The sequence below is a fragment of the Enterobacter cloacae complex sp. IR5428 genome, from assembly GCF_049238585.1.
GTDB lineage: Bacteria > Pseudomonadota > Gammaproteobacteria > Enterobacterales > Enterobacteriaceae > Enterobacter > Enterobacter intestinihominis.
In genome coordinates, this window is sequence record NZ_JBMKHV010000005.1 from 197,514 (window position 1) to 217,651 (window position 20,138).

Below are 20,138 nucleotides of genomic sequence, written 5' to 3' on the forward strand. Positions count from 1 at the left end.
GTGTCATCGCTTAATAGCACAAATCGTTAATACCCATGCATTTAGTAGCACAAAACATTAAAAACCCGCCCACACAGCCCGAATTTTTCCGGTTAATATTCACCAGCTAAATATTTAGCAGCGTGTCTATCAAGGAAAAATAATGACTATAAGAAAAACAGCGCTGGCGACAACGATCGGCGCAGCAGTGGCATTGGCTTCTTTCGCATCTCAGGCGGAAATCACCCTTCTGAAACAGGATCCGCAGGCGGGTAACCCGCTGAGCCGTCTGAACTTCACCGTTGGCGGCAGCATCCGTCCTCAGTTCCAGAACATGACCGGTGATGACGGCAAAAACGGCTACAAGCGTAACGGTTTTGACGGCGGTACCCGTTTCCGTTTCGCGGCAGACTACTACCTGTTCGATGACATCAGCTGGATCACCTACTACGAGCTGGGTGTGAACATTCCGGCGCAGTTTAACTGGGATAACCACTACGCCGACGGCGCGCACGACACCTCACGCCGTATGCTCTACACCGGTCTGAAGAGCGACACCTGGGGTACGCTGACCTTCGGCCAGCAGAACAGCGTGTACTATGACGTGGTGGGCGCGAAAACCGATATCTGGGACTACGACATGATTGGTCAGGCGTCGGGTAACGGGATCAACGGCGACTACGACGGCTCTTACCGTTCACGCCAGATGCTGAAGTACAAGAAAACCGTGGGCGATGCTGACATCTACGCCTCTTACCTGTTTGAAGACAGCGAATACCTGCCGGGCAACGGCCTGCGCTACAAGCGCAAAGGCGGCGGTTCACTGGGTATCGATTACCACCTGACCACTGATCTGACCTGGGGCGCAGCGTGGAACTACACCCGCGCGGACATGCGTAATCCGGACAACGGCGACAGCAAATCCTACGACCAGAACATTCTCGGCACCGCACTGAGCTGGACGCCGGATAACTGGACCTTCTCCGCAGGCGGCGGCTGGTATCAGAACTTCATGACCACCAAAAAAGTGTCCGTTAACGACTACTTCGCCGGTGATGCATGGGGTATTGAATACTTCGCAGGATACAAATTCCCGGTCGGTCAGTATGCGGTGAAATCCATTCAGCCGTACTTCATGGGCGACCGCATTGAGTACGTGAACGGCCGTAACTACCAGCGCATCGACAACGGCGTAGGTATCAGCTTCCAGCTGGACTACGGTTTCCGCGTGGATTACGAACACGTGTTCACCTCCAGCACCGACAACCTGGGCGACATGAACCTGGTGCGTCTGCGTTACGACTTCTAAGTGGTTTGTTCCCCGGTGGCGCTGCGCTTACCGGGGCTACAAAAGCACGCGTAGGCCGGGTAAGGCGTAGCCGCCACCCGGCTTTTTTCAGCGATCAAGCCACTCGGCAATTTCTTCGTACGTCCCGCGAAAAACAATCTTCTCCGCTTTCTTCTCCAGCTGATAGCCGTACATCGGGTCGTAATAGTCCTTCAGCAGCGGCACAAGCCAGCTGAAGTGCGCGTCAGTGCTTCCAGAGCGCTGTTGTTCCAGCAGCGCGGAATCTAATAGCGCGGTAAATTCCGCGAATCGTTGCAGCCCCAGACGACGGCGGATGGCGAACAGGCCGTGATGCAGGTATTCGCTGTAGGCTTTCCAGCCCGCTTCTTCACCGTAGGCGGCAAAAAAATCGGCCCACATGTGGTCGAAATACTCTTCGCGCAGGCGCTCAAGACGGATCTCAAACGGATCTTCGACCACCACGACAGGCGCTTCCGCCATGCGGTCGCGCAGGCACTCCGGCAGGTGGTTAGAGCCAATCATCCGGCCCTCATCCTCCAGCACCCAGCGCGCGGCATCTTTTTTTAGCAGCTCGACGGCAAGGTGATTCTCGAAGCTCGCCTGAGAAAGTTGCGGGGTGAGCGTGCGGCCAAATGACGAGCCGCGATGGTGCGCCAGCCCTTCCAGATCGATGCCCTGCGCATGCTGCTTCACCAGCAGCGTTTTGCCGTTTCCGGTACAGCCACCGATAAGCACCATCGGTTTTTGTGACTGCTCAATCGTCACCTGAATTGCCGTCTGGCGCAGGGCCTTATAGCCGCCGCGGATCAGCGGATAATCGATTCCCGCCTCTTTAAGCCAGGCCTGGGAGATATGTGAGCGCTGGCCACCGCGCGCGCAGCAAAGGTAGCCCTCAGGATGGGCCAGGCTGGCTTCGCGCCAGGCGTTGATGCGCGCCTCTCGCGTCTCGCCGTTGACCAGGCTATGGCCGAGCGTCAGTGCGGCGTCCGGACCCTGGCGTTTATAGCAGGTGCCGACGGCGGCACGCTCGTCGTCGTTCATTAAGGGCAGGTTGAGTGCGGCGGGCATCGCACCCTGGACAAATTCGATCGGCGCGCGAACGTCGATTAAAGGGGTATCGGACGCGAGGATCGCGCGATAGTCCGTTCCATCGTTCATGGTGGTTCCAGAAGAAAGCTAAGCAGCAATGGGCGGGAATTGTACGCCGGGGAAGGGGAAGGTCAACTCCCCGGCGGGGGTTACTTACTTCAGTTTTGACTGCGCCCAGACAATCCCGCTCGCGTATTCTGGCGGTAGCAGGGGAACAATCGCTTCCAGCGTGGCGCTCAGGCGGTCCGTGTCGGTATCGTTCAGGTTCAGGTGGCCGACCTTACGACCCGGGCGCACCGCTTTGTCGTACCAGTGCAGGTGCACCAGCGGCAGCTTCAGCCAGTCGTAGTTCAGATCGGTGCCGATCAGGTTGATCATCACCGACGGGCTGGTCACCACCGGCTGCGGCAGCGGCAGGTCAGTGATGGCGCGCAGGTGCAGCTCGAACTGGCTGATGGAGGCACCGTTTTGCGTCCAGTGGCCGCTGTTGTGCACGCGCGGCGCAAGTTCGTTGATCAGCAGACCCGATGGCGTGACGAAACACTCCATCGCCATTACGCCCACATAGCCCAGCTCATGCATGATGGCAGAGAGCATCTCTTCCGCCTGCGCCTGCTGGTCAGCATTGGCCTGCGGGAAGGCGACGCTGGTGCGCAGAATCCCGTCCTGATGCAGGTTATGCGTTAGCGGGTAAAAAACGGTGTGCCCGTCATGCCCGCGCGCGCCCACCAGCGACACTTCACCGCTGAAGTTTATGCCCTGCTCAACGATGCACTCGCCGTAGCAGTCGTCCGGCAGCTCGGCGGTGTCGTTCGCGCGCAGGCGCCACTGCCCGCGACCGTCGTAGCCGCCGACACGACGCTTCACGATCGCCAGATCGCCCAGCATGGCGAAGACGTCATTCCACTCGCTTTTGTCGGACAACAGCTGCCACGGCGCGGTCGCAAGGCCGAGCTTGTCGAACAGCTGCTTTTGCGTCAGACGGTCGGCGATGATCGGGAAGACGTCGCGGTTCACAAAGGCGTTATGGCGCGCCAGCTCGCGGGTCAGGGCGGTTTCCGGCCAGCGTTCAATTTCGGCGGTGATCACGCTCTGATGGAACGGCACGGCTTCCGGCTCGGCGTCCAGCCCGACGGGCCAGACGGCAATACCCAGCGGCTCACCGGCCTGACGCAGCATCCGGCCAAGCTGACCATTACCAAGAACGCAAACCTGCTTCATGCTGCACCCCGCGGATCCGGGTTATCCAGCACCTCGTCGGTCTGGGCTTTACGCCACTCCGCCAGACGTTGATGTAAGTCATTATCATGCGTCGCGAGGATCTGCGCGGCCAGCAGGGCGGCATTTGCGGCACCCGCCTTACCAATCGCCAGCGTACCGACAGGGATACCGCGCGGCATCTGGACGATAGAGTACAGGCTATCAACCCCGCTTAACGCGGCGCTTTGCACGGGAACACCCAGTACCGGCACCAGGGTTTTGGCGGCAATCATGCCCGGCAGATGTGCTGCGCCGCCCGCACCGGCAATGATCACCTCGTAACCGTTCTCTTCGGCGCTTTCGGCGAAGCTGAACAGTTTATCCGGCGTACGGTGCGCGGAAACCACTTCGACGTGGTGCGGAACATTCAGGATTTCAAAGATTTCGGCGGCGAACTGCATGGTAGCCCAGTCGCTTTTGGACCCCATCACGATGGCGACACGCGCCGGATTATTGCGGGAAGACATGCGTCTTAAAACTCCTGTGGTGCGGAACACACTGCTTTCGAGGGCACAGAGAATAGCATGTAATACCGGCAAGGAAAACGGTTGCGTGGTCGTGAAATGGGCGAAAAAACGAGGAGGGTTAGAACGGGAAGGCGATCAATTCCACACCTTCCGGCGTGACTTTGACCATCGATCCTTCACTGTGCCAGGCGCCTAAAACCACGCGATGGGCGGGCTCGCCGTTGGCGATAAGGGAATGCACATCGGGACGATGGGTATGGCCGTGGATCAACCACTGAACGCGATGCTTCTCCATCACGTTCACCACCGCCTGCGGGTTGACGTCCATGATGGTCATCGATTTGCTGCTATTGGCGGCCTTGCTGCCCGCGCGCATTCTGGCGGCGATGCGGTTGCGGATAAACAGCGGCAGGGCGAGGAACACTTTTTGGATCCACGGGGTGTGAACTTTGGCGCGAAACGCCAGGTAGCCGGTATCGTCAGTGCAGAGCGTGTCGCCGTGCATGATCAGAATATTGCGGCCATAGAGGTCAAGCACCTGCTCTTCCGGCAGCAGCGTCATGCCGCTCTCGCGGGCGTAGCGCTGGCCGATCAGGAAATCACGGTTGCCGTGAATGAAATAGCAGGGGACGCCGGAATCCACCAGCGCTTTAATGGCCGCTGCCATCTCACGGTGCAGCGGGTTCGGATCGTCGTCGCCTATCCAGGCCTCAAACAGGTCACCCAGAATGTACAGCGCATCGGCGCTTTTCGCTTCACCGCGTAAAAAACGCAGAAAACCGGCGGTTAACGCCGGTTCTTCTGTTTGCAGATGCAGATCCGCAATAAAGAGTGTCGCCACGAATTACTCGCTGACGGTCACGCTTGTGATCACAACGTCTTCTTTAGGAACGTCCTGGTGCATACCGCTGCGGCCAGTAGAAACGGCTTTGATCTTGTCGACCACGTCCATGCCTTCAACCACTTCTGCGAATACGCAGTAGCCCCAGCCCTGCAGGCTTTCGCCAGAGAAGTTCAGGAAGTCGTTGTCCGCCACGTTAATGAAGAACTGTGCGGTAGCAGAGTGCGGGGCCTGAGTACGGGCCATTGCCAGCGTACCGCGGGTGTTTTTCAGGCCGTTGTTCGCTTCGTTTTTGATCGCTTCTTTCGTCTCTTTCTGGCGCATGCCAGGCTCGAAACCGCCGCCCTGGATCATAAAGCCGTTGATCACACGGTGGAAAATAGTGTTGTTGTAGAAACCTTCGCGGCAGTAGTCCAGGAAGTTTTTAACTGTTTCAGGCGCTTTGTCATCAAAGGTTTTGATTACGATATCGCCATGATTAGTGTGGAAAGTAACCATTTTTGCATCCTGTTCCGTTATTGTGGTGCGTCGACCCGTGCTCGGGTCACATATAGGGGCTTGTTATAGCATAACCACAGGACACGATCACCTTGCATTGTGTGCTGACCGTGCTCCGAATTATGGGTATTATAAGGAACAAACAATCCACACACGTGTTTACATGGAATCTTCGATGTTAAAAATCTTTAATACAATGACGCGCCAAAAAGAGGAATTTAAACCTATCCATGCCGGGGAAGTCGGCATGTACGTGTGTGGTATTACGGTTTACGATCTCTGTCATATCGGCCATGGCCGTACCTTTGTCGCGTTCGATGTGGTGTCCCGCTACCTGCGCTTCCTGGGCTATAACCTGAAGTATGTGCGCAACATCACCGACATCGACGACAAAATCATTAAACGTGCTAATGAAAATGGCGAAAGCTTTGTCGCGCTGGTGGATCGCATGATCGCCGAAATGCACAAGGATTTTGATGCCTTGAATATTCTGCGCCCGGATAGCGAGCCGCGTGCGACCCACCATATTCATGAAATCATTGAGATCACCCAAAAGCTGATCGAGCGCGGTCACGCCTATGTGGCGGACAACGGCGACGTGATGTTCTCGGTGCCGACGGACCCAACCTACGGTGCGCTTTCCCGCCAGGATCTGGACCAGCTCCAGGCCGGTGCACGCGTGGACGTGGTTGACGTGAAGCGTAATCCGATGGACTTCGTGCTGTGGAAGATGTCCAAAGCGGGCGAACCGAGCTGGCCATCCCCGTGGGGCGAAGGGCGTCCGGGCTGGCACATTGAATGTTCCGCGATGAACTGCAAACAGCTGGGCAACCATTTCGACATTCACGGCGGCGGTTCGGATCTGATGTTCCCGCACCACGAAAACGAAATCGCGCAGTCCACCTGTGCTCACGGCGGCGAGTACGTGAACTACTGGATGCACTCCGGGATGGTTATGGTTGACCGCGAGAAGATGTCGAAATCGCTGGGTAACTTCTTCACCGTGCGCGACGTGCTGAAGTATTACGACGCGGAAACCGTGCGCTACTTCCTGATGTCCGGCCACTATCGCAGCCAGCTGAACTACAGCGAAGAGAACCTGAAGCAGGCGCGCGCTGCGCTGGAGCGTCTGTATACCGCACTGCGCGGCACCGACAGGTCTGTTCCGGCCGCTGGCGGCGAGGCGTTCGAAGCCCGCTTCGTTGAGGTCATGAACGACGACTTCAACACGCCGGAAGCCTACTCCGTGCTGTTCGACATGGCGCGTGAGGTGAATCGCCTGAAGTCAGAAGATATGGCGGCGGCGAATGCGCTGGCGTCTCATCTGCGTAAGCTCTCTTCCGTGCTCGGCCTGCTGGAGCAGGAGCCGGACGTGTTCCTGCAAAGCGGCGCGCAGGCGGACGACGGTGAAGTAGCGGAAATTGAAGCACTGATTAAAGCGCGTCTGGAAGCGCGTCAGGCGAAAGACTGGGCGGCGGCGGATGCGGCGCGTAACCGTCTGACCGAGATGGGTATTATTCTGGAAGATGGCCCGCAGGGCACCACCTGGCGTCGTAAGTAAGTCTGTAATGCCCGGTGGCGCTTACGCTTACCGGGCCTACAGGTGAAAGTAGGCCGGGTAAGGCGTAGCCGCCACCCGGCTTTTTTTACCTTCTCTTCTTCCACCATAATAGTCCCATCAGCACGATTCCCGGCAGCCACACCCACAGCAGTTCCGAGATAATCACCTGATGCCCGTACGGCGTGGTATAGCGCGACAGTGCAAACGGCGCGACCTTAATCACCTGCCACGGTGCAAAGAAGCGCTCATCTGACCAGGGCCACAGCCAGCCGACGCCTTTCCCGCCGGTGGTAATCGAATCCAGCAGGCTGTGCGACAGCAGCGACACGGTTAAAAACAGCCAGCAGCGCGACAGGCTGGCCCGGAACCATCGACGCCCAGCCAGCACGCAAAGTATGGGCACTACAAAGGCAAACAGCAGCGAATGAGTGAAACCGCGGTGGCCGAAAATATTTTCGTAGGCGACACCGAATTTAAACGCCAGTACGTCAGCGTCAGGCAGCATGGCGAGGACGATCCCGGCAAACAGCAGGCGGGGTGGGATGACTTTGGTTCCGAGCCCTAAGCCCAGACACAGAGGTACGGCAGCGTGGGTGATAACGGTAGGCATTACATTTATCCATGGCAAATCATGGAAATATAGCAGTCATCTCGCGCTATAAGACCCATGCTAAATTCTGAATCTACGCCGATTCCCGCGCGATAAGCTGGCCGGAGAGGGTAATACGCTGCGTTTGCAGATCCGGCTCCTTCAGCCTGCGGATCATCAGCCCTGCCGCCTGGCGGCCTGTCTCTTCGCTGGCAGACGAAACGTAAGTCAGTGACGGCGACGTGAGGTTTACGTGAAGCATATCTTCAAAGCCGATCAGCGCCACCTGCTGAGTCAGGAAAACATCTTTGCCCACCGTGCGCCCCACCTGGTGAATGCCGGAGATCGAACCGATCATCGCGTCCGGCGAATGGCAGAGCAGGGCGGTAATCGTGTTGTTCTTCTCCAGCAGCTGGCGAGTCGCCATGGCCGCCGCCTGCGTATCATCGGTGCAGGCGGGAGAATATTCCTCACGCCAGACCAGGCCGTTCTGCGTCATCGCGCTGCGAAAACCGAGCAGGCGCTGCTCGCGAATACGGCACCCGTCGCGCCCGCCCATGTAGGCGATGGTGCGGTGCCCGCGCTCGATAAGATAACGCGCGGCCAGGTTCGCCGCCTGGCGGTTATCGCGCATCACCAGGTTGCATTTCTCTTCCAGCAACGACTGCGAAACCGCCACAAGCGGCAGCGGGCATTGGCGAATGTGTTCCGGGAGAGAGGCGGCGCGGGTGTCCGACGCCAGATAGATGACGCCCGCCACGCCCTGCTGCTTAAATGAGAGCAGGGTACGCTCAAGATGTTCGTCGTCGTTCAGCGGCTGACCGAGAAAAACCATATAACCCTGTTTCTCCAGCTCCTGAACGATGCTCGCCATCACTTTGATGGAAAAGCTGTCGCTGAAGTCCCGCAGGATCAGGCCGATTAAGTTGGAGGTGTTGGCGCGAAGGTTGGCAGCGGCGACGTTATGAACATAGCCCAGCGTTGTGATGGCGGCATTGACCTTCCCGATCGTCGCCTCTGAGATCTTCCCTTTCTGGCGCAGCACCAGCGACACGGTAGAAACCGACACGCCCGCATGCTTTGCAACATCAATAATGCTGACTTTCTTCAAAACCGCTCCCTGAAATTTACCGATTATCAGCCAGATAAGAGGCGTACCCCAGCGTACAGGAGACGCCTCCTTCAGGCATCTTATTATTTGCCAATCATCGTGGACATGGTCTGGGCGATAAACTGTGCTCTGGCCCCGAAAATCACCTGTATCCCGTTGTCGCCAACAAACACCACGCCGCGCGCGCCCAGCCCGTTCAGCCCGTCCCGGTCCACCGCTTCGCTCTTCGCCACTTCCAGACGCAGACGCGTGATGCAGGAGCCGACAGAATCAATGTTCTGCGCACCGCCCAGCAGGCCGATGATTTCGGTGGCAAGTTCGGAATCGGACTTGTCATTCGCGCTGGCGGTCACTTCGGTGCGGCCCGGCGTTTTCACGTCGAAACGGCGGATCACGAAGCGGAAGGTGAAATAGTAAATCAAGGCCATTGGGATACCGATGATAATGGCGCTCAGGAAGTTGGTCTGATAGCCGTTAAACGACGGCAGGATCCCGAACGACAGGTAGTCGATAAAGCCCGCCGAGAACGACTTGGCGATGTGCGCATGCAGCAGGTACATGGTCATGTACGCCAGGCCCGCCATGATGGCGTTGAAGACGTAAAGGATTGGCGCCACGAAGATAAAGGTGAACTCTACCGGCTCGGTGATGCCCGTCAGGAAGCAGGTGAGGGCGGCGGAGAAGAGAATACCGGCCGCAATTTTCTTATTCTTCGTATGCGCTTCATGGTACATCGCAAGGCACGCCGCAGGCAGCGCGAACAGCATCAGCGGGAACTCGCCCTGCATGAATTTCCCGGCGTTCTGGTAGGTATCGCTGCTGAAGGATTTCACCCCTTCTTCGAGCATCTTGAACCAGATGGTCTGGTCGCCGTGGATCACCTGACCCGCCTGGGTGGTGTAATCCCCGAACGAATACCAGAAGGAGGGATACCAGATGTGGTGCAGGCCGAGCGGGATCAACGCGCGCTCCACCAGCCCGAAGATAAAGGTCGAGGCCGCCTGGTTATCGCCGTTCACCACCACGGACAGGGCGTCGATCCCGGACTGAATATGCTGCCACACGTACGGCAGCAGCAGGCCGAGCAGGAACGACAGAAATGCCGTCGCAATCGCCACAAAACGCTTCCCGGAGAAGAAGCCGAGGAATTCCGGCAGCTGCATGGTGTGGAAGCGGTTGTAGCACCAGGCCGCGAGAATACCGCAGATCAGGCCGCCAAAGACGCCCATTTGCAACGTCGGAATGCCGACGACCATGGCGTATTTCCCGCCCTGGGAGGCCATTTCCGGCGTAATGCTCAGCACGGTGCTGATGGTTATGTTGGTGACAAACACCGAGACCGCCGCAGAGAGTGCCGCAATGCCGGATTCCGAAGCCAGACCGACGGCAGAGCCGATGGCGAACAGCATCGGCAGGTTATCAAAGATAACCCCGCCGGCGTTCATCATCAGCGGCAGGTGGAACTTATCGCCGAAGGCCAGCAGCAGGCCCGCAGCGGGAAGCAGTGAAATTGGCAGCATTAAGGCGCGACCAATCATCGATAACTTAGACAGCGATTTAACAAACCCTGATATCAGACTCATGCTGATTTCCCCCCGAGTAGCGCTTTTTCGCGCTGTTATTGTAAGTAGAACGTTTTAGTAGAACGTTCTACTTATCGTGGGGAAAGTCTGAAAATCGCGCAACATAATTTTCACGTTTCGCCAGAGGGAATAGTGATTATTTGAAGTTGATCGATAATTAACCGTGATGGGTGTGAGGGGATGTTTATCCCCTCTCCCTGTGGGAGAGGGTTAGGGTGAGGGCATCAGACAGCTCAGGCCGTCACGGTCACGCTCTGACCTGCAAAGCTCACGGTCTGGCCCGCGACAATTTTGCAGCGCTTGCGGGTTTCCACCGCGCCGTCTACTTTTACCTGCCCGTCGGCGATGACGATTTTCGCCTGCGCACCGCTTTCGCTCCAGCCTTCCAGCTTCAGCAGATCGCACAGCTCAACGTGCGGATGTTTACCTAAAGAAAAAGTTGCCATGATTACGCGTCCTCTACGTCGTGATACTCCTCGCACGCCTGCAAGGTATTCTGAATCAGTGTTGCGACCGTCATCGGGCCTACGCCGCCCGGGACCGGAGTAATATAGGAGGCTCGCGCTGCGGCATCTTCATACACCACGTCGCCAACCACTTTGCCGTTTTCCAGACGGTTAATACCCACGTCCACGACGATTGCGCCCTCTTTGATCCACTCGCCCGGAATAAAGCCCGGCTTGCCGACCGCAACGATCAGCAGATCGGCGTTTTCGACGTGATGACGCAGGTTTTTGGTGAAGCGGTGGGTGACGGTGGTGGTGCAGCCCGCCAGCAGCAGCTCCATGCTCATCGGGCGGCCCACGATGTTGGAGGCGCCAATCACCACAGCGTTCAGGCCATAGGTGTCGATGTTATAACGCTCCAGCAGCGTCACGATGCCGCGCGGGGTGCACGGACGCAGGCGCGGCGCGCGCTGGCACAGACGGCCCACGTTATACGGATGGAAACCGTCAACGTCTTTGTCCGGCGCGATACGCTCCAGCACCTTCACGTTGTCGATGCCCGCAGGCAGCGGCAGCTGAACCAGAATGCCGTCGATCTCTTTATCGGCATTCAGGGTGTCAATCAGTTCCAGCAGTTCCGCTTCGCTGGTGGTTTCCGGCAGATCGTAAGAGCGGGAGACGAACCCCACCTCTTCACACGCTTTGCGTTTGCTGCCGACATAAATTTGCGAGGCCGGGTTGCTGCCAACCAGCACTACGGCCAGCCCTGGAGCGCGTTTTCCGGCAGCTTTACGCGCCTTCACTTTTTCCGCAACCTCAGAGCGCACCTGCTGCGCAATCGTTTTACCGTCAATAATCTTTGCTGCCATCAGAGAGAAGATTCCGTCTGTAACGTTAGAAAGGGGGGATTACCTGTATTTTGTCAGAAGCGAGCGCCGCTGTCAGTCACCCTTTACGAGATTTCATCGATGGCCCGCAAAACCCCTTCTCAGGGCATGGTCAATTTCTTAGAGGCGATTAGGATGTGACCTGGCAAAATGGCAGCGTTTTGACATATTACAAAATAGATTCCTGAGCTACTTTGTCCTCTCCGAAATAAGCCTTCAATTTTTTAATTGAACGTATTTCTTATTCCCGAATATGCGCGGGAAGGGTTATTTACATTTTAAAGGAATAGACATGAAACTCAGCAACATTGCTTCTACTGTTATTGCAACTCTGGCCCTGGTCGCGGGTGCCGCTCACGCAGAAGATCCGGTAGCACCTGTATCTGTAAACGGTGGTACGGTGCATTTTAAAGGTGAATTAGTGAATGCCGCGTGTTCAGTGAATACTGACTCTTCAGAGCAGACGGTTAATCTCGGCCAGTACCGTACCGCGAAATTCACTAAAGTGGGTGACACCACCTCCAATATTCCCTTCACCATCGAACTGAACGACTGCGATCCTGCGGTAGCGAAAACCGCTGCTGTCGCGTTTACCGGCCAGATCGACGCCACCGACAAAACGCTGCTGGCGGTAAGCTCCGGTAACAACGACAACTCCGCGAAGGGCGTAGGCATTGAGATCCTCGACAGCAAATCCTCCACGCTGACCCCGGACGGTGCAACCTTCTCTGCGGCGCAGAACCTGATTGAAGGGACTAACACCCTGAACTTCACCGCGCGCTATAAAGCCACGGCGGCAACCACCGCGCCAGGCCAGGCAAACGCGGACGCAACATTCGTAATGAAATACGAGTAATGCCTGAGTACAGGGATGTGGCTGGCCTCAGGGAAGAGGTCTTTTGAGCGCCTATACCGGGAGCGAAGGATGACAAGGACTGGGATACTGCTGTGTGCCCTTGCGATTGCCTCAGCAGTAAACGCACATACCGTTGTCATAGACGGCGGCAAAGTACACCTCAGGGGAGAGCTGGTTAACGGCGGCTGCGCCGTGGCCCCGGACAGCCAGAATATGCGCGTGGATATGGGGCAATACCGCACAAACGCCTTTTCCGGCGTCGGCAGCTTTTCCACGGTTAATGTGCCTTTCACCGTACGTCTGCTGGATTGCAGCGTGGACGTCTCCCGCAGCGTGGGGATCCAGTTCCAGGGAGTGACACCGGCAGAAGACCCGCAGGTTTTCCTGGCGACATCGCGGCCGGGGGAAAATGCGGTCAGCAGTGGTGTCGGACTGGCGCTTTTTGACGAACAGCAACGTCAGATCATCCCGAACGCGACGGCAGTGAGCTGGTTACCCATTAACACCCGCGAGCTGGTATTTCATTTCAGCGCCCGCTACCGGGCTATTTCCGAACACCTTGTACCAGGCACTATTCAGTCGAATGTCTGGTTTACGTTGATTTATCCCTGACGCCTGCGAACTAATTATTAAAGGTACGGTTGTGATGAACACCCTGATTAAACCTGGACTGTTTTTAACTTTTATTTTGATGATGGTTTCTGCCAGCGCGAATGCATCCGGCGGAATTGCGCTGGGCGCGACGCGCGTTATTTATCCGGCCGATGCAAAACAAACGTCGCTGGCGATCACCAACAGCAATAAACAAGAGCGCTATTTAATTAACGCGTGGATAGAAAATGCCAACGGGCAAAAGGAAAAAACCTTTGCCGTCACGCCGCCGCTGTTTGTCAGCGAGCCGGCCAGCGAAAACACCCTGCGCATTATCTACGCAGGCCCGGCGCTGCCTGCCGATCGCGAATCACTCTTTTACATGAACGTCAAAGCGATTCCCTCCGTCAGCAAAAAACATCAGGACGGCAACAACGTCCTGCAACTGGCCATTCTGTCACGCATCAAGCTGTTTGTTCGCCCGGCTAACCTGGCGATGCCGCCGGAAGAGGCGCTCTCACAGCTGCGTTTTGAGCGCGTCGGCAACCATCTTAAGGTGAGCAATGCCTCGCCGTATTACGTCACGCTGGTCAATCTGAAGCTCGGCGGTCAGACGCTGGAGAACCTGATGGTTGCTCCGAAAAGCTCGGCGCAGCAGGTGCTGCCTGCCGCAGCGAGCGGCACGCTCTCCTGGCAGAGTGTGAATGACTACGGTGCCATTACGCCGGCGCGTAGCGTCAGCCTGTGAGCAGAGACAGGGCGATGAACACTCAATGGCGTTACTGCCCGGTTGCGCTGGCACTGATGGCAACGCTCTGGCCACACGCTGGCTGGGGCGAAAGCTACTTTAACCCGGCGTTTCTCTCCGATGACGCGGCGAACGTGGCGGATTTGTCGCGTTTTGAGAAAGGCCACCAGCAGGCACCGGGCGTCTATCGCGTCGATATCTGGCGTAACGATGAGTTTATCGGCACCCAGGACGTGCGGTTTGAGCAAGCCGACAACACGCCGCCGGTCGCGGGCGGTTTGTCGCCGTGCATTACGCGCGCGATGCTCGATCGCTTTGGCGTCAATATCGCCGCCTTCCCGGAACTGAGCAACGTGCAGGGCGAGACCTGCGTTCCGCTCACCACGGCTATTCCGGGCAGCGAAACGGCGTTCAACTTCGCCTCGTTGCGCCTTAACGTCAGTCTGCCTCAGGTGGCGATGCAAAACAGCGCCCGCGGGTATATTCCGCCTGAACAGTGGGATGAAGGCATCCCCGCCGCGCTGCTGAACTACAGCTTCACCGGCAACCGGGGCAGCGACGACGACAGCTACTATCTGAACCTGCAAAGCGGGTTGAACTATGGCGCCTGGCGATTACGCAATAACGGCGCGTGGCGTTATACCGAAAGCAACGGCCAGCGGCACAGCAGCTGGCAAAATATTGGCACCTGGGCGCAGCGTACGGTCATTCCGCTAAAAAGCGAGCTGGTGCTCGGCGACAGCAACACCGGTAACGATGTCTTCGACAGCGTCGGTTTTCGCGGTGGTCGGCTCTATTCGTCCGACAGCATGTATCCGGACAGCCTGCAAGGCTACGCGCCTACCGTACGCGGAATCGCCCGCACCCCTGCCAAAGTGGTGATCCGCCAGAACGGATACGTGATTTACCAGAGCTATGTGCAGCCGGGGGCTTTTGCGATAACTGACCTTAACCCGACCTCCTCAAGCGGTGACCTGGAGGTGACGGTGGAAGAGAAGGACGGCAGCCAGCAGCGCTACACCGTCCCGTATTCCACCGTTCCGTTGCTTCAGCGTGAAGGACGCTGGAAATACGATCTGGTGGCAGGGGACTATCGCAGCGGCAACAGCGAGCAGGACACGCCGTTCTTTACTCAGGGTACGATGATTGCGGGTCTTGCCGACGGCTACACGCTGTACGGCGGAACGCAGCTGGCCTCGCGCTATACCGCCATCGCCATTGGCGCGGGAAAAAACCTCGGTGACTGGGGGGCGGTGTCACTTGACATCACCCATGCCCGCAGCCAGCTTGCCGATGACAGCCGCCATGAAGGGCAGTCTCTGCGGTTCCTGTACGCAAAATCCCTTAACGGATTCGGCACCAACTTCCAGCTGCTGGGCTATCGCTACTCGACCAAAGGCTTCTACACCCTCGACGATGTGGCCTGGCGCACAATGGAAGGCTACCAGTATGGCGACGATCAGGACGATGACGGCGTGCCGGACGTGCAGAGCTATCACAACCTGACGCTGAATAAAAAAGGACGTTTCCAGCTCAATATCTCCCAGTCTCTTGGCGATTACGGCTCGGTGTACGTCTCTGGCAGCCAGCAGAGTTACTGGGGTACCAGCGAGTCCAACGTCTGGTATCAGCTCGGCTACGCCGGCGGGGTGAACGGGATCAGCTACGCCTTATCCTGGTCATGGAACAAGGCCGTCGGCATTGAAGGAACTGACCGGATCGCCTCGTTTAACGTCTCCGTCCCGTTCAGCCTGTTCACCCGTCACGGCTACCGTCGCGATAACGCGATCGACCGGGCCTATGCCACGGCCTCAGCCAGCCGCAACAGCGACGGTGATACCAGCTGGCAGACCGGGATCAGCGGAACGCTGCTCCAGGATCGTAACCTGAACTACAGCGTCACGCAGGGTCACACCAGCAATAACGGTGCCAGCGGCAGCGCCAGCGCCAACTGGCAGGCAACGTACGGTACGCTGGGTGTGGGCTACAACTACACGCGGGATCAGCACGACCTCAACTGGCAGCTCTCCGGCGGCGTGGTAGGGCATTCAGACGGCATCACATTCAGTCAGCCGCTGGGCGATACCAACGTCTTGATCAAAGCGCCGGGCGCGTCAGGCGTGAGCGTCGAAAACCAGACCGGCGTCAAAACAGACTGGCGTGGCTATGCGGTGATGCCGTACGCCACGGTGTACCGTTACAACCGCGTGGCGCTCGACACTAACACCATGAGCAACAACACCGACATTGAAAATAACGTTTCCAGCGTCGTGCCGACGAACGGTGCGCTGGTGCGCGCCAGTTTTGACACCCGCATCGGCGTGCGTGCGTTGCTCACCGTTAAGCGTGATAACCAGCCTGTGCCGTTTGGGGCGGTGGTGCGTGAGACGCAGAGCGGCGTAACCAGCATGGTGGGCGATGACGGGCAGATTTACCTGAGCGGGCTGCCGCTGAGCGGGGAACTGCTGATTCAGTGGGGAGACGGGAAGCAGTCCCAGTGTCGTGCGCCCTACAGCCTGCCAGAACAGAGCCTGCAACAGGCGATCACACTTAAGGGGATCCGCTGTGAATAAAATCCATTATCTGGGGCTATCCCTTCTGGCATTTTTGCCGCTATCTGAGGCGTTCGCCACCGTCTGCGTCAATGAAAATGGCGTGCCGACGGAGGTGTATTACGACCTGACGGATAAATTCAACAGCTCCAATAACCAGGTGGGGCAGATTGTTACACTCAGCGAGAAGTCCCAGTGGGTGGGCGTCAACGCCGTCTGCCCTAAGGGAACGTCCGGGAACACCACCAAGCGTAGCTATGTGACCGAATTCCCGGTCACAGGCACCAGCGATGGCTACCAGTATCTGAAGCTAAACGACTATCTGGACGGGGCGATGAAAATCACCGACAGCTACGCTGGCACGTTCTATCCACCCAGAAAGTACATTCAGATGGGGAGCCATCCGAACGTGTCTAAAAACAAACCGTTTGGAGTACAGGATTCCAGCCTCGTCTTTCGGCTTAAGGTGACCCGACGCTTTATCAATATGGTGGTGATCCCCCGGGCAATCATGTTCCGGGTTTACGTCACCACGACCTCCACGGATCCGCTCACCACGCCGGTTTATACCATCAGCTACAGCGGGACCATTCAGGTGCCTCAGAGCTGTGAGATTAATGCCGGAAATGTGGTGGAGTTCGATTTCGGAGACATCGGCGCCTCTCTGTTCAGTAAAGCGGGCATCGGAAATAAGCCGGAGGGGATCTCAGCGCAAAGCAAAACCATCGGCATAAAATGCACCAACGTCGAGGCGAACGCCATGCTCACAATGCGTGTTGAAGCGGAGAAGGTTTCAGGCAGTACGCTGGTCTCTGATAACGCGGATGTGGGTTTTGTGATTGCCAACAGTAATGGTGTACCGCTGACGCCGAACAACCTGACCAGCAAAATCCCGTTCCGTCTGGACGATAGCGCACAGGCACAGGTGGGGATCCGCGCGTGGCCCGTCAGCGTGACCGGTAAAAAACCTGCCGAGGGGCGTTTTACCTCTCGCGGCTATTTACGCGTCGACTATGACTAAGGAGCAGGTATGCGAAACGGAATGCGGTATTTAGCCGTCGCGCTCTTTGCGCTTTGCTCCCCTGCGCACGCAGAGACGGCGCTTGGGGAAATTAACATTCAGCTCTATGGCAATATCGTGGATTTTACCTGCGTGGCGGAGGGGGACGACAGCAATAAAACCGTCACGCTCGGCACCTGGCCCACGAAACAGCTCCGCACAACGGGAAGCCGGACGCAGCCTGTACCGTTCACCCTGAAGCTGACCGGATGCCCGCCGGGGGCGGCTTCGATCACATTTACGGGGAAGATGGACGGGCATGATAACAGCCTGCTGGCGCTGAATGATGCCAGCGCGGCCAGTAACGTGGCCGTGGAGATCCTCGACCGGGATAAAACGCGCCTCGCGTTGCAGCAGGCCAGCCAGACGGTGTCCGTGGATGCGCAGGGAAATGCCGAACTGTCGTTTTATGCCAATTATATCGCCACGGCGGATAACCCGCAGCCGGGCCGGGCTGATGCCGATGCAACTTTCATGATTAATTATAATTAATCGTATCCCCTCTCCCTGTAACGGTTATATGTTGCAGGGAGAGGGAAGGATTACAGTAATTCGTGCGCTTTCGCGTAATCAATTAATTCAACGATACTTTGTACGCCCAGCTTGGAAAAGATATTAGACTTATGAGCGCGAATTGTTTTGTTGCTAAGTAATAATTGATCCGCAATCTCCTTATTAGATAATCCGTTCGCCAGATATCGCAGAACCGTCACTTCACGATTCGATAATGGCATATCCACAGCGGCGCCTGTCCGGGAGCCTATATGGTTTATAAAACTCAATGTTTCTGACGGGAAAAAAGAATAGCCCGTCAGTATCATTTCCACCGCGTTATAAATTTCCCCCAGATCTTTCCGCTTACTGACAAAACCATTTGCCCCGGCGCGGATGGCGCGCCCTGCGTAGAAGGCTTCAGATTTCGAAGAGAGGAAGAGAATCTTAATATCTTTATTTAAGTTTCTGATTCTTTTCAATAATACGAAGCCGTCCGTGCCTGTCATTTCGATATCGAGAATGACCAGGTCGATGGGGTGGTTGCGTATACAGTCAAGCACTTCGTGGCTGTCGCCTGACTTCAGTTTGACCTGGATGTTTTTATTTTTCTGTAGCAGGACTTCTATCGACATTCTGACGATAGGGTGTTCGTCCATAATGATAACGGATGCCGGTTTCATTTTTTATGCCTCAGATTGTTAAAAGCGTTATGCTGAGTTTTGTTAAAACTCTCGAAAAGCCGGAAGGATAATTACGCAGATCCTTGTACGGTAGATCCCTGGGAAGAGCGAAAGCATCCTTGTTTACGTAGTGGTGATATCAATGCCTGAGCGCAGTTATCTCATAAGGCTGTTATGGCAAAATGATTTTTCTTATTCGCGTGTCAAACACGTCTTATTATACCGTTTAAGTATTGTCCGAAAAGCCTGTAAATTAATGTCCATATATTGATGATTATTATCTTCTGTATCTGAATCGCTAACTTTTTAAAATTAGCAAAAATGTCCTGATATTGCATTTACCACACAGTTTCATCTTTATGTAATAACAAAAAATAAACGATCTTACTGTATGTTGATCAAATGTTAACAATACGCAGGTCGTGACAAAGTGTTTTCCGCCTGTCCGCTACCTCTGATGTCCGCTCTTTAGCGCGTCATCGCCTCATTTCTAACACCTCAGGCCAGGAGGATGATCCCTTCGTCAAAACAGCACTATCTGCTGTTTTCTTCACCTCTCATCGCTTTTATTTACAGATAAATCGCTTGTTTTTACACCATTATCATCCTGTTAACGGAAACGTCAGAAACTTAACGCATGGATAAAACGACTCTCGTTTAGCGTACAGGCAGCATTTCGCATGGTTTAAGATGAAGAATTAGGAATAGTTATAAAATCGAAAGTTTTGTTAAAAAACACAAAAAATTAACATATATCCTAAGTATTTTCTTAAAGGTCTTTAGGAATTAAGGGGTTACTGAATACGTTAATACGTGAAATCTGAAAGGTTGTTGAGAAGATGTAGCAACTCATGACGATGATTCAGCCCAAGTTTCGCCAGGATGCAGCTGAGACGGTAAATAATGCGGCTATAGGGGCGGTTCTGTAACTGAGCAATCTGTCGCAGGGTGCTACCCTGCGATAGCGCCTGCAGGATCGGCCATTCATCACGTGAAAACCACTCTTTCCGGTGGCCGGCGGGTGACGGCGCTTCCAGCAAGGTTTGTTGCAAAGCCCGCGGCGTAAGTTGCCGTTCAAGCACATGAAAAGGGCCAGCCGCTTTGCAAAACAGGCGTGTATCGTAATCATCGGCGCGAATGAGCAGGTAGGGTGTCAGGTAGGGGGCGAACAGGCTGTGGCGTCGTAATCGGTCCAGCAGGTCAATAAGCGGCGAGGCGCGGCTTTCTACATCTACCACCAGACGTGATGAAGGCCACTGATTCAGATCGCTGAGGGCGGCTTCCAGGGTGGAATAGTCACAGCAATTGCTCAGGGGAGAGTGCCCGCTCAGAAAACCGGAACGGAAAAAGTTATCCTGTGTGACCAGGACGATAAAGGGAGCATCGGTTTTGCGGGTCTGGTTGATTGACTGGCTCAAATATTCGAGACGATCAAAAAATGGGAGAGCAAAAGGCGAGTGCGTTGAACCCGGTGAATCACTTCCTGTCCGACGACGCCGGTAACGGCGTACTGTCATTCGCATAGCTTCCCTCTTG

20 protein-coding genes are annotated in these 20,138 nt (G+C 56.0%); 8 read left to right on the forward strand and 12 right to left on the reverse strand.

The genetic code is table 11. The annotated features are described in order from the left end of the window. The first annotated feature begins 142 nt into the window (after positions 1-142). Positions 143-1,288: a porin gene (locus ACOTXC_RS09200; RefSeq protein WP_105322513.1), complete on the forward strand. Its 1,146-nt coding sequence runs from the start codon at positions 143-145 to the stop codon at positions 1,286-1,288. 87 nt (positions 1,289-1,375) lie between these two features. Here ACOTXC_RS09200 and mnmH read toward each other — a convergent pair whose 3' ends face one another. From mnmH to ppiB, 5 genes are all read right to left on the reverse strand, one after another. Further along, on the reverse strand, positions 1,376-2,446 hold the full coding sequence (gene mnmH / locus ACOTXC_RS09205; RefSeq protein WP_038415556.1) for a tRNA 2-selenouridine(34) synthase MnmH: 1,071 nt from the start codon (positions 2,444-2,446) through the stop codon (positions 1,376-1,378). 84 nt (positions 2,447-2,530) lie between these two features. Continuing rightward, positions 2,531-3,598 carry a 5-(carboxyamino)imidazole ribonucleotide synthase gene (purK, locus tag ACOTXC_RS09210; RefSeq protein ID WP_023299480.1) on the reverse strand — a complete coding sequence of 356 codons (1,068 nt, stop codon included), beginning with the start codon at positions 3,596-3,598 and terminating at the stop codon, positions 2,531-2,533. Then, on the reverse strand, positions 3,595-4,104 hold the full coding sequence (gene purE, locus ACOTXC_RS09215; RefSeq protein WP_023299481.1) for a 5-(carboxyamino)imidazole ribonucleotide mutase: 510 nt from the start codon (positions 4,102-4,104) through the stop codon (positions 3,595-3,597). The genes purK and purE overlap by 4 nt, the downstream gene beginning before the upstream one ends. Positions 4,105-4,222: 118 nt before the next feature. Beyond that, on the reverse strand, positions 4,223-4,945 hold the full coding sequence (lpxH, locus tag ACOTXC_RS09220; protein WP_323633302.1) for a UDP-2,3-diacylglucosamine diphosphatase: 723 nt from the start codon (positions 4,943-4,945) through the stop codon (positions 4,223-4,225). A 3-nt stretch (positions 4,946-4,948) separates the two neighbouring features. After that, positions 4,949-5,443, reverse strand: coding sequence for a peptidylprolyl isomerase B (gene ppiB / locus ACOTXC_RS09225; RefSeq protein WP_000256009.1), 495 nt, complete (start codon positions 5,441-5,443; stop codon positions 4,949-4,951). 175 nt (positions 5,444-5,618) lie between these two features. Between ppiB and cysS the strand changes: the two genes are divergently transcribed. Beyond that, positions 5,619-7,004 (forward strand): cysteine--tRNA ligase, encoded by a 1,386-nt coding sequence (gene cysS, locus ACOTXC_RS09230; RefSeq protein WP_022647300.1) that lies wholly within the window; start codon positions 5,619-5,621, stop codon positions 7,002-7,004. An 85-nt stretch (positions 7,005-7,089) separates the two neighbouring features. Here cysS and ACOTXC_RS09235 read toward each other — a convergent pair whose 3' ends face one another. The 5 genes from ACOTXC_RS09235 to folD form a co-directional block, all read right to left on the reverse strand. Beyond that, positions 7,090-7,614, reverse strand: a complete 525-nt coding sequence (locus ACOTXC_RS09235) for a metal-dependent hydrolase (RefSeq protein WP_421767578.1) — start codon at positions 7,612-7,614, stop codon at positions 7,090-7,092. A 73-nt stretch (positions 7,615-7,687) separates the two neighbouring features. Beyond that, on the reverse strand, positions 7,688-8,704 hold the full coding sequence (malI, locus tag ACOTXC_RS09240) for a Mal regulon transcriptional regulator MalI (RefSeq protein ID WP_271074473.1): 1,017 nt from the start codon (positions 8,702-8,704) through the stop codon (positions 7,688-7,690). A gap of 83 nt (positions 8,705-8,787) precedes the next feature. Further along, positions 8,788-10,287, reverse strand: a complete 1,500-nt coding sequence (locus tag ACOTXC_RS09245) for a PTS transporter subunit EIIC (RefSeq protein WP_003858916.1) — start codon at positions 10,285-10,287, stop codon at positions 8,788-8,790. Positions 10,288-10,520: 233 nt separating this feature from the next. After that, positions 10,521-10,733, reverse strand: coding sequence for a ribosome-associated protein YbcJ (gene ybcJ / locus ACOTXC_RS09250; protein ID WP_017694378.1), 213 nt, complete (start codon positions 10,731-10,733; stop codon positions 10,521-10,523). A 2-nt stretch (positions 10,734-10,735) separates the two neighbouring features. Beyond that, positions 10,736-11,602: a bifunctional methylenetetrahydrofolate dehydrogenase/methenyltetrahydrofolate cyclohydrolase FolD gene (gene folD, locus ACOTXC_RS09255; RefSeq protein WP_008499332.1), complete on the reverse strand. Its 867-nt coding sequence runs from the start codon at positions 11,600-11,602 to the stop codon at positions 10,736-10,738. Positions 11,603-11,912: 310 nt separating this feature from the next. Between folD and fimA the strand changes: the two genes are divergently transcribed. From fimA to sfmF, 6 genes are all read left to right on the forward strand, one after another. Beyond that, positions 11,913-12,476, forward strand: a complete 564-nt coding sequence (gene fimA, locus ACOTXC_RS09260) for a type 1 fimbrial major subunit FimA (RefSeq protein WP_022647305.1) — start codon at positions 11,913-11,915, stop codon at positions 12,474-12,476. Positions 12,477-12,545: 69 nt separating this feature from the next. After that, a complete protein-coding gene (fimI, locus tag ACOTXC_RS09265) occupies positions 12,546-13,088 on the forward strand; it encodes a type 1 fimbrial protein subunit FimI (RefSeq protein WP_421767579.1) in 543 nt (180 codons plus the stop codon). A 34-nt stretch (positions 13,089-13,122) separates the two neighbouring features. Then, positions 13,123-13,815 carry a type 1 fimbria chaperone FimC gene (gene fimC / locus ACOTXC_RS09270; protein WP_022647307.1) on the forward strand — a complete coding sequence of 231 codons (693 nt, stop codon included), beginning with the start codon at positions 13,123-13,125 and terminating at the stop codon, positions 13,813-13,815. A gap of 14 nt (positions 13,816-13,829) precedes the next feature. After that, positions 13,830-16,388 (forward strand): fimbrial biogenesis usher protein, encoded by a 2,559-nt coding sequence (locus ACOTXC_RS09275; RefSeq protein WP_063163443.1) that lies wholly within the window; start codon positions 13,830-13,832, stop codon positions 16,386-16,388. Next, entirely contained in the window at positions 16,381-17,388 is a 1,008-nt protein-coding gene (gene fimH, locus ACOTXC_RS09280) for a type 1 fimbria D-mannose specific adhesin FimH (RefSeq protein ID WP_022647309.1), read from the forward strand. Before ACOTXC_RS09275 ends, fimH begins: the two co-directional genes overlap by 8 nt. A gap of 9 nt (positions 17,389-17,397) precedes the next feature. Then, positions 17,398-17,919 carry a fimbria assembly protein gene (gene sfmF / locus ACOTXC_RS09285; protein ID WP_023299488.1) on the forward strand — a complete coding sequence of 174 codons (522 nt, stop codon included), beginning with the start codon at positions 17,398-17,400 and terminating at the stop codon, positions 17,917-17,919. Positions 17,920-17,969: 50 nt separating this feature from the next. Here sfmF and fimZ read toward each other — a convergent pair whose 3' ends face one another. Both fimZ and ACOTXC_RS09295 read right to left on the reverse strand, forming a co-directional pair. Further along, positions 17,970-18,602 (reverse strand): fimbria biosynthesis transcriptional regulator FimZ, encoded by a 633-nt coding sequence (gene fimZ / locus ACOTXC_RS09290; RefSeq protein WP_421767580.1) that lies wholly within the window; start codon positions 18,600-18,602, stop codon positions 17,970-17,972. Between the two features lie 806 nt (positions 18,603-19,408). Next, positions 19,409-20,125, reverse strand: coding sequence for a response regulator transcription factor (locus ACOTXC_RS09295; protein WP_022647312.1), 717 nt, complete (start codon positions 20,123-20,125; stop codon positions 19,409-19,411). Positions 20,126-20,138 lie beyond the last annotated feature (13 nt).